We start from the raw sequence: 14803 nt of genomic DNA, 5'->3' as shown, positions 1-14803 counted from the left end.
ATGCTTTCCCACGTCTCAGAAGCGAGACGTGGGGCACCCGGTGAGGTTTGGGTGTTTTCTTACCACTTCACGCCGACGTTGCCGAGGATGTTGCGGCGTTCGCCGTAGAAGCAGCCGGCTGCGGCATCGAGGCAGGCCGTGACGTAGCGGCGGTCCGCGATGTTATGGGCATTCACGGACAGCTGCCAGTGGTACTTATCCGAGCCAATGCCCTTCAGGGTGTAGCGCGACTCCGCATCGACCAGTGTCGAAGAGGGCACGGTGAAATCGTTGGCATCGTCGCCGAAGGTGCGGCCGATGAAGCGGACTCCTCCGCCGATATCGAAACCATTGAGCGCATGCAGGTGCGGAGCGTAATCGCTCCACAGCGAGTATTGATTGCGCGGCGTGCCGTAGATCGCCTTGCCCTTGGTGATGCTTAGCGTGCTCTCCTCCGTGTTCGCATCCGTCACCACGTTCTGCAGCAGGCTGTAACCGCCGATGAAGCTCAGGCCGTCGGCGAGGTTGGTGTGGGCTTCGAGGTCCAAGCCGCGCGAGCGCACGGCGCCGGTCTGCACGCTGAAGTTCACGTTCGTGGGATCGGTCGTCAGCACGTTGTGCTCGTTCAGGTCGTAGAGCGATGCGGTGAGGAAGCCGTTGAAGTGGCCGGGCTGGTACTTGAGGCCAATCTCGTGCTGTTGGCCCGTGGTCGGCTTGAAGGTGTTTCCTTCCTGGTCCGTGCCGATCTCCGGCTGATACGAAGTGGAGTAGGAGTAATACGGGCTCAGGCCATGGCCGGCGAGGAAGACCACGCCCGCGCGGCCGGTGAAGGCATGGTTGGCCTGATCGCCTTCCGAGTCTCCGGTGACCGCGTCCACGCCGCTGGTCTTTGTCCAGTCTTCGCGGCCGCCGATCGTCACGGCCAGCCGCTTCCAGCGCGCCTGGTCCTGCCCGTAGAGGCCGGTCTGGTGATACTTGACCACGTCGTCGCCGGAGATGGGCGGCAGTCCGATGGCCGCACCATACACGGGCTTGTACACATCGAGCGTCGGCACGGAGAAGTCGAAGCCATAGGCCTCGTCGTACGGCAGGCTCTGGTAGTCCACGCCCATGAGGATGGTCTGCTGGACGCCGCCATGGTTCAGCGTTTTGGCCGCATGCGTATCCAGCGTATAGGCGCTGATGTGTTCGTTGTTGAGGAAGGAGTAGCGGTCGATGGTGCGGTTATCGGCCTCGAGATCCTCGGTGTAGATGTTCTGGAAATTGTCATCGATGTGGAAGAAGCGGAAGTTCTGCTGAATGTTCCAGCCTTCGCCGAGTTCGCGCGAGAAGAGATAACCGCCGGCATACTGGCGGCGCGAGTGCTTGTCGAAGCCGGGCTCGCCGGGGTCGAACGACGTGGGGATGATGCCATAAGGATTCGGGGCCACTGTGCCGGATGCGGGCAGCAGGTTATAGAAACCCACGGATGGGTCGTACTGCCAGTTCAGCAGGCCAGTCAGAGATGTCTTCGCATCCGGCCGCCAAGTGAGCGACGGAGAAAGCATGAAGCGCTCCTGCTGCGCGAAGTCCACCTGCTGATCGGTGTGCCGCGCGAGGCCAACGACGCGATAGAGGAAGTGCTCGCTCTGATCGATGGGCGCGCCGAAGTCCCAGTCGCCTTGCAGGCGGTCATAGCTGCCGGGGGTGAAATCGATCTGCCCGAAGGGCGTGCTGCGCGGCAGCTTGCTTACCATGTTCACGAGTCCGGCCGGGTAGGCCTGCCCGAAGAGCACCGATGCGGGGCCGTGCAGGATTTCGAGGCTCTGCAGGTCGAAGGGGTCGAAGGAGGGCACCAGGAAGCCCGCGCCCGCATTCGGCAGCCGCATGCCGTCGAGATACTCTTCCATCTGGAAGCCGCGCCCGCTGAGGACTTCGTAGGCATCCGTGCTCAGGCCGCGCACCTCGGGCAGCATGCCCGTGCTGTAGAGCAACGCTTCCGGCACCGACTGCGCTGCCTGCACGTCGATCTGGTCGCGCGTCACCACGGACAACTCCTGCGGCACCTCGTTCAGAGGCGTGTCTGTCTTGGTGCCGGTCGAGGAGGCGATGGCCACATAGCCCGAGTTGGCGTTGACGGTCACGGTGTTGCTCACCTGCTTCACACTCAGCACCACGTTGGCGTCGTGCAGGTCTTTGACCGGGAGGGTCAGCGTCGAAAAGCCGATGGCCGTTACCTGGAGGGTGCAATCGCCCTCGGTGTGCGGGAGCAGAAAGTGTCCCTGCGCATCGGAATGCATCTGGCGTGCGCTTTGCTGTGGACACTGCAGGATCAACGTGGCGGCAGCAATCCGGGCTCCGGAAGAGTCGGAGACGGTGCCCTCAAGCGGTGCCGTCTGCGCAAGGGCAGAAAGAGAGAGGAGGCTGAACGAAGTCAGCGCAGGCAGAAACCAGCGACGATGAAAAATGGCGCACGACCTTTCGGATGTGATGGAAAGAGTGAGCGCCGATCCGTCCGGACCCCTGCACTGCATTCCCGGTTGTTCGATCTCCGGGCTACCACGGTGCTTCGCCAAAAGACTGCCGAAGTAACCCTATATGCGACTGATCTGGTCCTATTAGTGTAGGTGGAGATGGCCTGCGGAAGTGCCTCGCATCCGGTCAGGTGCTACGCGAATCAGGCCACATTCTCGGGCCGTGGGCTCGTGGCTTCCGCCGGCGCAGGTGCGGCAGCAGCGGAGTGTCTCGGCAGCGAGACGTGAGCGCACGGCTTGCGTATCCCCACTCTAGCCAATAACGGGCTTGAACGGGCACCGTCTGGCTTTGGGTTTTCCCGGTGAGTTATTTCCAGTGTGAAGCATGCGGCCTGCTGTCTTCCCCGTGTGTTACCTTGCTGCGGGGCGCGCAGCAGGCCCGGGCGAGCCCGTTCCTATTTCAGGAGGTTCACCCATGAGATCTCTACCCACGAGGTTCAGGCGCGAGCGGACTCGAGTCCGCCACACCTCGCACATGGCCAGGCGCATCGTCACGGCCTGTGCGGCGATCGCTCTTACCGCGTGCTTCAGCCCGGCGTCTTTCGCGCAATCGGCTGACGCTGCGGGCAAGGCTCCGGCCTTTACGACGAAGCCAACGTGGTACAAGGACGCGCTCATCTACGAGATCTATCCGCGCAGCTTTCAGGACTCGAACGGCGACGGCATCGGCGACCTGAACGGCATCACCTCGCGGCTCGACTACCTCAAGACTCTGGGCGTGGATGCGATCTGGCTGACGCCGATCTATCCATCACCGCAGGTGGATTTCGGCTACGACATCTCGAACTACGAGGGCATCGATCCGCAGTACGGCACGATGGCGGACTTCGACCGGCTGGTGGCCGAGGCGAAGAAGCGGAACATCGGCATCATCATGGACCTGGTGCTGAACCACACCTCGGACAAGCACCCGTGGTTTATCGCGTCGAAGAGCTCGAAGACTGACCCGAAGCGTAACTGGTATGTGTGGAGGGACGGCAAGGCAGGGGGCACGCCACCGGACAATGTGCCAAATAACTGGGAGTCGGTCTTTGGTCATTCCGCCTGGCAGTGGGATGCGAAGACGCAGCAGTACTACTACCACCGCTTCTATATTCAGCAGCCGGACTTGAACTGGGACAATCCCGCCGTGCGCAAAGCTATGTATGACGTCGAGCGCTTCTGGATCAATCGCGGCGTGGTGGGCTTTCGCCTCGATGCGATCACCTCGCTCTTCGAGGACCCGACGTTCTCGGACGAGGATTACGTAAAGCTTCCGGATGGAAGCATCAAGATCAACGCCTACGGCGACAAGGAAGTGAAGACTGACAAGACCGACAACCTGCCGAAGGTAAATGACGTCCTGAAGGAGCTGCGCAAGACGGCAGACGAGACGAAGGGCCGCAAGGTGGTGCTGATCGGCGAGACGTATGTGAGCTCGATTGCCGACCTGCGGCGTCTCTATGGCGAGAACAACGACGCGCTCGACCTGCCGATGGATATGCAGGTGGGATTCATTAACAAGTTCGATGTCTCGGAGTTCCGCAAGAACATCAACGATGCTGAGACCGGGCTGGGCGGCAATGAGCCGCTGTTCGTCTTCGACAACCATGACAATCCACGGTGGGATCGTTATGGCGACGGTACGCATAACCAGGATATCGGGCGCATGCTGGCGGCGATTCTCTTCGCCTCGCGCGATACGGCGATGATGTATTACGGCGATGAGATTGGCATGGTGACGACGCCGCCGACGAGCAAGGACCAGGTGAAGGATCCTATCGGCATCACCGGCTGGCCGAAGGAGAAAGGCCGCGACGGCGAGCGCACGCCGATGCAGTGGAACGATGGGCCGAACGCGGGCTTCTCGAAGGATGGCGTGAAGACGTGGCTGCCGATTCCGCCGAGCTACAAGACGGTCAACGTGAAGAGCGAGGTGCCGGACTTCGACTCGCTGCTGAACTGGTATAAGCAGTTGATCGAACTGCGCCGCAGCAATGCCACGCTGCGCGACGGCCAGCAGATCATGCTGAATACCGATAACAACGATGTGCTGATGTGGCTGCGCAAGGCCGATGGCCAGCCTGCGGTCGTGGTGGCGTGCAACTTTACGGCGCAGACGCAGAAGGTGAGCTTCGACCTGTCTTCACAAGGCATCTCCGGTAAGAGCGCGAAGACGCTGATGAAGACGCCGGGCGCGAGCGATCCGGCGTCGCTCGATGCGGTGGAGCTGCCTGCCTTCGGGGTGTATATCGGGCAGGTGCAGTAGCGGCTGCGGTAGTCTCGCCAGCGACGACGACTTGCAATGGCCGTTGTCGTTGGCGGGATTCCGTGCGCCCTCGCCGGTTATCCCAGAATGGGAAACCGCGAAAGAAAGAGACAGAGACGGGGCCATATCACTGCATTCGCGACGGCGAAGGCATAGGGTGAAGCTGTGATTCCGGGCCGCCATCTTCGCCGCGTGTTTGCATTGCTTCTGGCGTGCCTTTGGATTACAGGGGCGTCGTTCGCAGCGCCGCTTTCGGCGGGGTTTCTCGCCTGCCAGGCGAAACATCCGCCCTGCTGTCCGCTTCCTGTCAACAATTCGAGCCGATCCTGCCCGGCATGCCAGGTTTCGACCACCGTCGTTGCAAAGGAAGAGAACGACGCGAAGGCTGCGGTTCCGGCATCGTCTTCGAAGGAGGGTTACAGCCTCCAGCGGCAGCCGCAGGTTCGCGCTCCCCTGCGCGGCATGTGCTTCTCGATAGTCGTGCCGCCCTTTTCAGATGAAACCTTAAAAGGAGATTGTTATGAAGATCAAAGTTCTTTCGGCCGTATTTGCCATCGTTGCGCTTGTGTCCCTGTCGGCTTACGCCGCGACCACTTCCGCCTGCTGCCCGAAGCCTAACTGCTGCCCCAGCGGTAGCTGCTGCAAGTAAGAACGCAGGAGACGAAGAGGCCGCCTTCGGGCGGCCTTTTCCTGTATCGCTGCTGCCGACCTTATGCCTTCAGAGCATCGAGATACGCCATGACCATCACGCGCAGCTCGCGTTCGAGTTCCTGGCGCGCGGTGTGCGGGTCTTCGGATTCGAGCATGCGTCGGCTGACGCCGGCGATGGCGGCAAGGATCATCGAGGCCACGGAGGTGGCGTCGGTGGTGAGCGGCTCGCAGGAGCTGCGCAGCATGGCGGCTACGGCTGCGACGGATTGCTGCCCGATGGCCCGGGCGATCTTCGCGCCTTCGACGTCATCGCTGATCTGGTAGAGCGCGAGGCTGGCCTCGATGTGCTCGAACTTCATGGCGAGGAAGTCGGCGAGCAGGCCTTTGCCCATCGCGCGAAGCGGCAGGCCGCGATACTTTTCTCCGGCGGCTACGGTTGCGCCATAGGTGCGTTCGAGATGCGCGCGCAGCACGGCCTGCAGGAGCGAGCTCTTGTTGGGGAAGTACTGGTAAAGGCTGCCGACCGAGACCCCGGCGCGCATGGCGACCCGGGTAGTGGTGAGGCCTTCCCTGCCTTCGCGCAGCAAAACCTGAAGGGTGGCCTCGAGAATGGCGTCGACGCTGGCGGTGGAGCGCGCCTGCACCGGCGATTTACGCGGCTTCAGCAGAGGTTTGGTCGGCGTGGACAAATGCGAACTCCCGGGAGCGATCCTTGTTCATCCAATGACAGGCAGGCGAAAAGGGCCCGTTTCACCTGCCTGAAGCTATTCTTACGCAAATTGGAGAAGACGCAGATGACCGCAACCCAGAACCTCGGTGGAACCTTTACCCTGCCCGGCACCGAAATCACTGTTCATCGTATGGGCTACGGCGCCATGCAGCTTGCCGGGCCGCACGTGTGGGGACCGCCACGCGATCACGCCGCCGCTCTCGCCGTGCTGCGCGAGGCGATTGCCGCGGGCGTGAACCACATCGATACGTCGGACTTTTACGGTCCGCATGTGACGAACCAGATCATTGGCGAGGCCCTGCATCCGTATCCGGCGGGGCTTACGATCGTGACCAAGATCGGCTACCGGCGCGGGGAGGGTGGCTCGTGGCTGCCGGCCAAGTCGGTGGCGGAGCTGGAGTCAGCTGTCCGCGACAATCTGCATAATCTCGGATTGGACGTGCTGGACGTGGTGAACCTGCGCTTCGGCGGTCCGGCCGGGCCGGATGACAGCTCGGTTGCGCCGGAGGTGGAGGCGCTGGCCGGGCTGCAGCAGAAGGGGCTGGTGCGCCACTTCGGTCTGAGCACGATCACGGAGAAGCAGTACGAGGAGGCGCGGGCGATTGCGCCGATCGTCTGCGTGCAGAACCTCTATAACGTGGCGCACCGCGAGGATGACGCTTTCGTCGAACGGCTGGCGAAGGATGGCGTGGCGTATGTGCCGTACTTCCCGCTCGGCGGCTTCAGCCCGCTGCAGGCCGGGGAGCTGGATGAGGTCGCGGCCCAGCTGGGCGCGACGCCGATGCAGGTGGCGCTGGCGTGGCTGCTGCACCGCTCGCCGAACATCCTGCTGATCCCGGGCACGTCGTCGGTGGGTCACCTGAAGGAGAATCTTGCGGCGGCGGAGCTGAAGCTGACGGATGAGGCTCTGGCGACGCTGGATGGCATTGCGGCGGCGAAGCAGTAACGATCGGAAAAGAGAGCCGGCGGTTGCCATGCTGCGCCGCCGGCTTAGAGATGCAAGCTACTATTTGAGGCCGGCTGGGGCGTTGTTCATGTTGTAGACGCTCATGATGAAGCCCTGAGGTGCATTGCCTTTGGAATCGGACACCAGCCATGCGTCGTGCCGGATCCAGACCTGCTGGGCGCGAGTGATTGGCGCTCCGGAAAGGAGGGTGTAGTGCTGTCCATTGCTTGCAAAGGTGATGCGGTTCAGGTTGACTTTTCCCTCTACGGCATCCGGCATCCTGGTAAGAGAAAACAGGAACTTCCCTTCTCCTGGAGCGTTAAGCATGACAACCATTCCCGGCTTGTCAGGAAATGCGCTCGCACCCTGAAAATCTGCTACAACTTGCTTGTCCCTGATAAGAAGAGGCGCAACCACGCGCATCTCATTCGGTCCGGGATCGACCTCTTGAACTCCTACGAGTTGAGGCATGTGGTCCATCCACTCGCCGGTGATCTGGATGCTCCCAAAATTTTCTACGTCTACATTTAGAGGTTCTTCGGGAGAGAATTCATACACATGCTGGGTCTGTTGTTCGAGGGCGCTGCTTAGCTTGTTTCCTTCGTTCAGGGGAAGAGAAGCCGCGCGAGTGCCAAGGCGTACGCGGCCGTTATTGCTGGAGAGCAGCCTGACGTCAAAGGAATACCATCGGTCACCTTTCACCTGAGATTCGCCGCAGCTTTGCCACCTCTTGTCTACTGTTGAGAGCGGGCACTGAACAGGCTGATCGCTGCCTGGCATGGCTAGTCGCAGCAAGAGGACCGACCCCTCCGACCGTGCCCTTACCCGTGTGAGCGCCAGCCCGGAGGCCAGCACCAGGATTCCTGCCACCATCGCCGCGAAGGCGAACCTCGGTATCCGCATCGTCTCCCATCCTTTCCGCCACCACGTCTGCACTGCTCCCTGCCGTACTGCTTTTGTCGCCCATGTCTGCGCAGCGACGTTGTCCGGAATTTCGTCCGGGATTTCGAGGCTGGCGATGCGCCGCAGCTCGACGCCCATCTCGATGTAGTCGCGCAGCCGGGCCTGGCATGCGGCGCATGCGCCGATGTGCGCGGCCGCTTCCCGCGTGACCGTTTCCCCGTCGTAGAGTGCGGAGACGAACTCCGCTGCTTCGTCGCATCTCATGCGCTCTTTCCTTTCTCCGGCAGCACGCCGGGCCGCTCTGCATGCCATACCTCCCGCAGCGCCTCGCGGGCGGCAAAGAGTCGGGAACGGACAGTGCCGACGGGCACACCCAGGATTTCGGCCAGCTCGGCGTAGGACTGGCCTTCGACCTCGCGCAGCCAGAGCAGCATGCGCTGGTCTTTCGATAGCTGCTGGAGAGCATTGCTCATGAGCGAGGGGAGCTCAGCCCCGGGGCCTTGTCCCTGCGTTTTTTCTTCGACGGGCTCCGTCGGCCGCTGCCTACGCCACCAGTCGGCGGCCCGTCTGCGCGCCGCGCCGAAGAGGTAGGCCTTCAGCGCTCCCCGTTCCGGCTGGTAGCCGTTGGGGCGGGTCCACATCTGGGTGAAGGTCTCCTGGGCGACGTCTTCGGCGGCCTGCCGGCTGCCGGTTACCTGGCGAAGGAAGGCGGTCAACCGCGCGGCGTGCTCGCGGTAGAAGCCGTCGAAGGCTTCGGGGTCGCGCTTGAGGATTCGCTGCCAGGTTTCGAGATCGGTTTCGAGGTCGTCGGCCAAGAGCTGTCTCCGCTCCTATATTCGGGGCTGAGGGCGGAAAGGTTCGTTCGGGGAGGTGAGATTTTTGGTCTGGAGCGTCCGCAAGCAGCGGAGCGTTCGTTCCTCCCGCCCAAGCGAAGCTTGGACGGGGCACCCTTATCCTCGCTTGTAGAGTGGACTGCGGGTTCCTCCGCTGCGCGGCCTTCGGCCGCTTCGGTCGCTTCGGTCGGAATGACAGCAATGGGCTGAGAGGCTGGTGGCTGGTGTGCCGATTTGCCTGGGCAACGCTCCGCGGCTTCTGAATCCATGGCCGGGCGAGTACGATCAATAGAGTAGAACTGTATGCCCACGACTGAAGCCAAGCCCGGTACCCCTGCGCGCTCGCGAAGCCGCCGATCCTTTGAGAAGACGCTGGCCAGCGCCAAACGGACGATGCTCCTCAGCGAGATCGTCAAGCTTGCCATCGACAGCTTCAAGGTGAGCAAGGTGCGCTTTGCGCTGACGGCGCTGGGCATGGTGATCGGCTCGGCGTCGGTGATCATGGTCTTCACCATCGGCAGCACGGGCAAGGAGTACGTGCTGGGGCTGCTGCAGAAGATCGGCACCAACATGGTGGTGCTCGAATACGAGGGCGGCGGCGCCGGCAACGTGAACGAGTACCGCAACGACTACCTGACGCTCGATGACGAGCGGGCTGTCGATGAGCAGGTGCCGGACGTGGCGAAATCTTCGCCCATGCTCGAGATGCATGACCGGGTGACTTTCCCCGGCGGCAATGCCAAGGACGTGCTGGTGCTGGGCGTGAGCCCGGAGTATCGCGACGTGCGTAACCTGATCGTCTACACCGGCCGTTTCTTCGACGACGAGGACGAGACGACGCACACCAAGGCGGCGGTGGTCACCAAGGCCTTCGCGCGCGAGATGTTCGGCAGCGAAGCGGCGGCGGTGAATCAGACCTTCCAGCTCTCCGGCATTCCCTTCACCATCATCGGAACCTTCCAGGAGAGCGTCGACACCTTCGGGCAGTCGGAGATTTCGGATGAAACCATCCTGATCCCGTATTCGGTCGGCCGCTACTTCACCGGTACGGACAACGTGAAGCAGATCTTCTTCTCGATCCGCGACCCAAACGACGTGGAAGAGGCCTCGAACGAGATTGTCGAGGTGGTGCACAAGCGGCACCTGCCAAGCTCGGTCTACAAGCCGACGACGCTGACCTCGCTGCTGACGACCGCGGCGAAGATTGCGAACGGCCTCACCGTAATGCTGGTAATGGTTTCGGCGGTGACGCTGGCGGTCGGCGGCGTGGGCATCATGAACATCATGCTGGCCACGGTGCGCTCGCGTATCCGCGAGATCGGCATTCGCAAGGCGCTGGGCGCGACGGCGCGCGAGATCAAGCTGCAGTTCCTGATCGAGGCGATCTTTATTTCGCTCTCGGGAGGCGTCGTGGGAACCCTACTGGGGCTCGCGCTGCCGGTTTCGGTGCGCATTTTTACCGACTACACCATCCCGATTTCGGCTTGGGCAGTGGTGATCGCGCTGGTGACCTCGACGGCGGTTGGAATCATCTTCGGGACGCTTCCGGCCAACCGCGCGGCCCAGATGGACCCGGTGGAATCGCTGAAATACGAATAAATTTGGCCCGGCTGGTAAACTGGAAACAGGATGGCTGCCGCAACCCCACTTCCGATTTCCGTGAGCGAGTATCTGCATACGAGCTATCGGCCGGACTGCGACTATGTGGACGGGGTGGTCGAGGAGCGGAACTTAGGCGAGCTTGATCACGCGGAGTTGCAGCGCTGGTTCATTCGCTGGTGTATGGCGTATGAGCAGGCCTGGAATGTTATCGTGCTGCCTGAGATTCGCGTCCAGGTCTCGAATACGCGCTATCGCATTGCGGATATCTGCTTCGTTTCGCGGAAAGCGCCGCGCGAGCAGGTGATCCAGACGGCTCCGGTTGCCATCATCGAGATTCTTTCCCCGGAAGATCGTATTCCTCGTTACGCCGAGCGGCTCGATGACTATCGCCGCATGGGCGTCAAAAACATCTGGGTCGTAGACCCGGCCACGCGCAAGGGCTTCGACTGCTCGAGCGGTGAGTGGGTGGAGACCGGCGTCTTCGATGCCGGTCCTGTACACCTCGATCTGGCTGCCATCTTCGCTGCCATCGACGAAGACCGCGCACGATAAAGCTTTTCATACCCCCGGGCCTCGGGTCCGAACGAACAAGAGAGAGAGATTAGGAAATCCCTGTGAGCACCATCCGCAATATCGCCATCATTGCCCACGTCGACCACGGCAAGACCACGCTCGTCGACGCCATGCTTCGCCAGGCCGGCACCTTCCGCGCCAACGAGGCCGTCGCCGACCGCGTCATGGACTCGAACGACCTCGAGCGTGAGCGCGGCATCACGATTCTTGCCAAGAACACGGCCATTTTCTACAAGGGCCACAAGATCAACATCGTCGACACGCCGGGCCACGCCGACTTCGGTGGCGAAGTGGAGCGCGCGCTGAAGATGGTCGACGGCGTGATGCTGCTGGTTGATGCCTCGGAAGGCCCGCTGCCCCAGACCCGCTACGTTCTGGGCAAGGCGCTCGAAGCCGGCATGCCGATCATCGTCACGGTCAACAAGATCGACCGCCCCGACGCGCGTCCGCAGGAAGTGCTGAACGAGGTCTATGACCTGTTCATCGAGCTCGATGCGAACGAAGAGCAGCTCGAGTTCCCCGTTCTGTTCACCAACGGCAAGCAGGGCCTGGCCTCGACCAAGCTGGGCGAGACGGGCACCGATCTCGAGCCGCTGTTCGAGCAGATCATCGCCACCTTGCCGGTCGCCAAGGGCGACGCCGACGGCGTGCTCCAGGTGCAGGTGACCAATCTGGACTACTCGGACTACCTCGGCCGCCTGGGCATCGCGCGCGTCTTCAACGGCACGCTCAAGACCGGCGACGAAGTCAGCATCGTCAAGGTTGACGGCAAGATCGAGAAGACCCGCATCACCAAGCTGTTCAGCTTCTCCGGTCTCAAGCGCGTGGATATCGAGCAGACGGAGCTGGGCGACATCGTCGCCGTGGCCGGCGTCACCGGCATCACCATCGGTGAGACGATCACTTCGCTCGAGAATCCGACCCCGATGCCGCCGATCGTCATCGATGAGCCGACGATCGCGATGCAGTTCTCGGTGAACAACTCGCCCATGGCCGGCCGCGAAGGCAAGTACGTCACCTCGCGCAACCTGCGTGAGCGCCTGGACCGCGAGCTGCTGACCAACGTTTCGATCCGCGTGGAAGATACGGGCAGCCCGGACTCGTTCAAGGTGCTGGGCCGTGGCGAACTGCAGCTGGCCATCCTGATCGAAATGATGCGCCGCGAAGACTTCGAGCTGATGGTCGGCCGTCCCGAGATCGTGACCCGCACCATCGATGGCAAGCTGATGGAGCCGGTCGAGCACGTCACCATCGACGTGCCCGACAACTTCGTCGGCACCGTCATCGAGCGCCTTGGGCCCCGCAAGGGCGAAATGGTGAAGATGCACGGCCACGGCCGCGTCCGCCTCGAGTTCCGCGTGCCCTCGCGTGGCCTCATCGGCCTGCGCAGCGAGCTGCTGACCGAGACCCGCGGCACCATCGTGATGAACACCATCTTCGACGGCTACATGCCTTACCAGGGTGAGATTCCGCAGCGTCCCACCGGCGCGCTGATGTCGGACCGCTCGGGCACCACGACCTCCTATGCCCTCGAAGGCCTGGAAGATCGCGGCGTCCTGTTTGTTCCGCCGGGTGTGGAAGTCTACGAAGGCATGATCATCGGCGAGCACTCGCGCGACAACGACCTCGACGTGAACGTGGTCCGCGAAAAGAAGCTGACGAACATGCGCGCTTCGTCTTCGGATGAAGCCGTCCGCCTGACGCCGCCCCGCGCGATGAACCTCGAGCAGTCGATCGAGTTCATCGCCGACGACGAGCTGGTCGAGGTGACGCCGAAGTCGCTGCGCCTGCGCAAGAAGGTTCTGCAGGCGAACCAGCGCCCCAAGCGCCACAAGCAGCCCCAGTAATCTGCAATAGATGGAGTACGAAAAGCGCCGGAGATGCTCCGGCGCTTTTCTTTGCGTCTGGGTGAAGTTGCAACAGGGTCGCCTGCGTCGGTTTCATAGCCTCCCACGTCTCAAAAGCGAGACGTGGGGCACCCGGCAGGCTGTGTGTCTTCCCATCCAAGCGGAGCTTAGATGGGGCACCGTGGGCCTGAACTGCGACCAGGCGGGAGCGGGGCCGAAGGCAAAAGGCCTGGACGGCCAGTCCTCGCTCTGCGCGGAGCAGTTAGAATCAAGGGATCGCATGGCGCACCAGCCGAATCTGTTTTCACCGCAGCCTCCGCCCGCTCCGGTTCCGCCTCGAGCGGGGCCTCCCGCGGCTCCGCGTCGCGCTTCGCGCTGGATGCAGCGGCTCGACCTCTTTGTCCGCGTCATTGTCCGGCTTTATCTTGGGCTCATCCTCGTCGTTCTGCCGTGGCTACGCCTATGGGACGACAATCACCTGCTGGTCCTCGTGCCCGGGCTGTCGCATCTTGCGCTCAGCGGCGTGACGCGTGGCCTGGTCTCCGGCCTCGGTCTGCTCAACGTATGGATCGCGATCCACGACGCTCTCCATTACAACGAGGTCTGACGCAACTCTAACGAGGCCCGCCTCGGCCGGGCCTGCCTGCCGCATCGAATCCTCATGGACCGTAAAGACCCAAGTCCCGATACTCCCGATTTCATCGCTCCCATTGCCGATATGCCGAGCCCTCTGGAAGCCGCACCGCTGGCTTACGAGAATCCCGGCTTCCTGAACAGCCCGGACGGCCGCATCATCCGCATCCTCTCGGAATACTCCGAACCGCTTGCCCGCTTCCGCCACGAGCGCATCCAGGACACGGTTGTCTTCTTCGGATCGGCGCGCTTTCGCGGTCTCGATGAGGCCAATCGCCAGCTGGAGCTGCTCGAGAACACGGGCTCGACAGCACGGGCTCCGCAGGAAGAGCAGCCGGCCACCGCGCCCGAGCTCGAGCAGGGGACGGCGACCGAACTCAGCCGCCGCCGCGCCGAGGCTGCGGTGGAGATGGCGCATTACTACGAGGATGCTCGCACCCTCGCACGTATGCTCACGGAGTGGGCGCAGGGGCTCAAGGCGCGTCGGCATCGCTTCGTGGTGACCTCGGGCGGTGGTCCGGGCATCATGGAGGCCGCGAATCGCGGCGCCTACGAGGCGGGCGGCAAGAGCATCGGCCTGAATATCCGTCTGCCCTTCGAGCAGTTCCCCAACCCGTACATCACGCCGGAGCTCAACTTCGAGTTCCACTACTTCTTTATGCGTAAGTACTGGTTCGCGTATCTCGCAAAGGCGCTGGTCGTCTTTCCGGGCGGCTTCGGCACGCTGGACGAGATGTTCGAGCTGCTGACGCTGGCGCAGACCGGCAAGCTGGCGAAGAAGATCACCGTGATCATGTACGGATCGTCGTACTGGAAGGACGTGATCAATCTCGACGTGCTGGTGGACAAGGGGGCAATCTCACCGCGCGATCGCGAGCTGTTCACCTTTGCCGATACGCCGGAAAAAGCCTTCGAGCTGCTGCGCGATGGGCTGATCCACAATCATCTCGAGCCTGAGGCCGCGCGCGCTGCGAGCGGGGCTGAGGATGAGGTTGCTGTCTCGCCGGAGATTGCCAGGACCAAGGGATAACTCGGAGACCCTTATTCCCTGTTCAAGCCGGCGCCAGGCTTGCATGGGCTGTTGTCGGCATCCTGCGAATCCCACGTCTCAGGGGCGAGACGTGGGGCACCCGGGTTCTCGCTTATGAGAAGAGAACTGCAGGTTCCTCCACTTCGCAAGACAAAAGACGTCTCGCTCCGGTCGGAATGACACATCTGCTTTGGATTTCGTGCTGGTTTCCCCACTCAAGCCAACTGCAGGCTTGAATGGGCCACCGTCGAGACTGATGCTCTATCTGAGCCCTGAGCCCTGAGCCCTGAGCCCTGAGCCCTGAGCCCTGAGCCC

At 62.3% G+C, this 14803-nt stretch carries 11 protein-coding genes; 7 read left to right on the top strand and 4 right to left on the bottom strand.

Annotated features, from left to right (window positions below; genetic code table 11):
• Positions 1-59 precede the first annotated feature (59 nt).
• On the bottom strand, positions 60-2492 hold the full coding sequence (locus QM649_RS17065) for a TonB-dependent siderophore receptor (RefSeq protein WP_415200271.1): 2433 nt from the start codon (positions 2490-2492) through the stop codon (positions 60-62).
• A 415-nt stretch (positions 2493-2907) separates the two neighbouring features.
• Between QM649_RS17065 and QM649_RS17060 the strand changes: the two genes are divergently transcribed.
• Entirely contained in the window at positions 2908-4740 is a 1833-nt protein-coding gene (locus QM649_RS17060; RefSeq protein ID WP_415200270.1) for a glycoside hydrolase family 13 protein, read from the top strand.
• Between the two features lie 710 nt (positions 4741-5450).
• Here QM649_RS17060 and QM649_RS17055 read toward each other — a convergent pair.
• Positions 5451-6080, bottom strand: a complete 630-nt coding sequence (locus QM649_RS17055; RefSeq protein WP_415200269.1) for a TetR/AcrR family transcriptional regulator — start codon at positions 6078-6080, stop codon at positions 5451-5453.
• Between the two features lie 105 nt (positions 6081-6185).
• Here QM649_RS17055 and QM649_RS17050 point away from each other — a divergent pair, with 105 nt between their 5' ends.
• Positions 6186-7067 (top strand): aldo/keto reductase family oxidoreductase, encoded by an 882-nt coding sequence (locus QM649_RS17050; RefSeq protein WP_415200268.1) that lies wholly within the window; start codon positions 6186-6188, stop codon positions 7065-7067.
• 60 nt (positions 7068-7127) lie between these two features.
• Here the strand turns inward: QM649_RS17050 and QM649_RS17045 are convergent, their stop codons facing one another.
• Together QM649_RS17045 and QM649_RS17040 are read right to left on the bottom strand one after the other, a co-directional pair.
• Entirely contained in the window at positions 7128-8282 is a 1155-nt protein-coding gene (locus tag QM649_RS17045; protein ID WP_415200267.1) for a hypothetical protein, read from the bottom strand.
• Positions 8231-8785, bottom strand: a complete 555-nt coding sequence (locus QM649_RS17040) for an RNA polymerase sigma factor (RefSeq protein WP_415200266.1) — start codon at positions 8783-8785, stop codon at positions 8231-8233. Before QM649_RS17040 ends, QM649_RS17045 begins: the two co-directional genes overlap by 52 nt.
• A 321-nt stretch (positions 8786-9106) precedes the next feature.
• Here QM649_RS17040 and QM649_RS17035 point away from each other — a divergent pair, with 321 nt between their 5' ends.
• The 5 genes from QM649_RS17035 to QM649_RS17015 all read left to right on the top strand — a co-directional run bounded on the left by QM649_RS17035 (position 9107) and on the right by QM649_RS17015 (position 14488).
• Positions 9107-10402 (top strand): ABC transporter permease, encoded by a 1296-nt coding sequence (locus QM649_RS17035; protein WP_415200265.1) that lies wholly within the window; start codon positions 9107-9109, stop codon positions 10400-10402.
• A 30-nt stretch (positions 10403-10432) separates the two neighbouring features.
• Entirely contained in the window at positions 10433-10957 is a 525-nt protein-coding gene (locus QM649_RS17030) for a Uma2 family endonuclease (protein ID WP_415200264.1), read from the top strand.
• Positions 10958-11013: 56 nt separating this feature from the next.
• Positions 11014-12825, top strand: coding sequence for a translational GTPase TypA (gene typA / locus QM649_RS17025; protein ID WP_415200282.1), 1812 nt, complete (start codon positions 11014-11016; stop codon positions 12823-12825).
• A 280-nt stretch (positions 12826-13105) separates the two neighbouring features.
• A complete protein-coding gene (locus QM649_RS17020; RefSeq protein ID WP_415200263.1) occupies positions 13106-13432 on the top strand; it encodes a hypothetical protein in 327 nt (108 codons plus the stop codon).
• Positions 13433-13486: 54 nt separating this feature from the next.
• Positions 13487-14488 carry a TIGR00730 family Rossman fold protein gene (locus tag QM649_RS17015; RefSeq protein ID WP_415200262.1) on the top strand — a complete coding sequence of 334 codons (1002 nt, stop codon included), beginning with the start codon at positions 13487-13489 and terminating at the stop codon, positions 14486-14488.
• Positions 14489-14803: the final 315 nt, after the last annotated feature.

Origin of the sequence: Silvibacterium sp. (genome assembly GCF_047605705.1) — a bacterium.
Taxonomy (GTDB): Bacteria; Acidobacteriota; Terriglobia; order Terriglobales; family Acidobacteriaceae; genus Silvibacterium.
The sequence above is the reverse complement of the archived record's forward strand: the minus strand, read 5'-3'. Positions and strand labels throughout refer to the sequence as shown.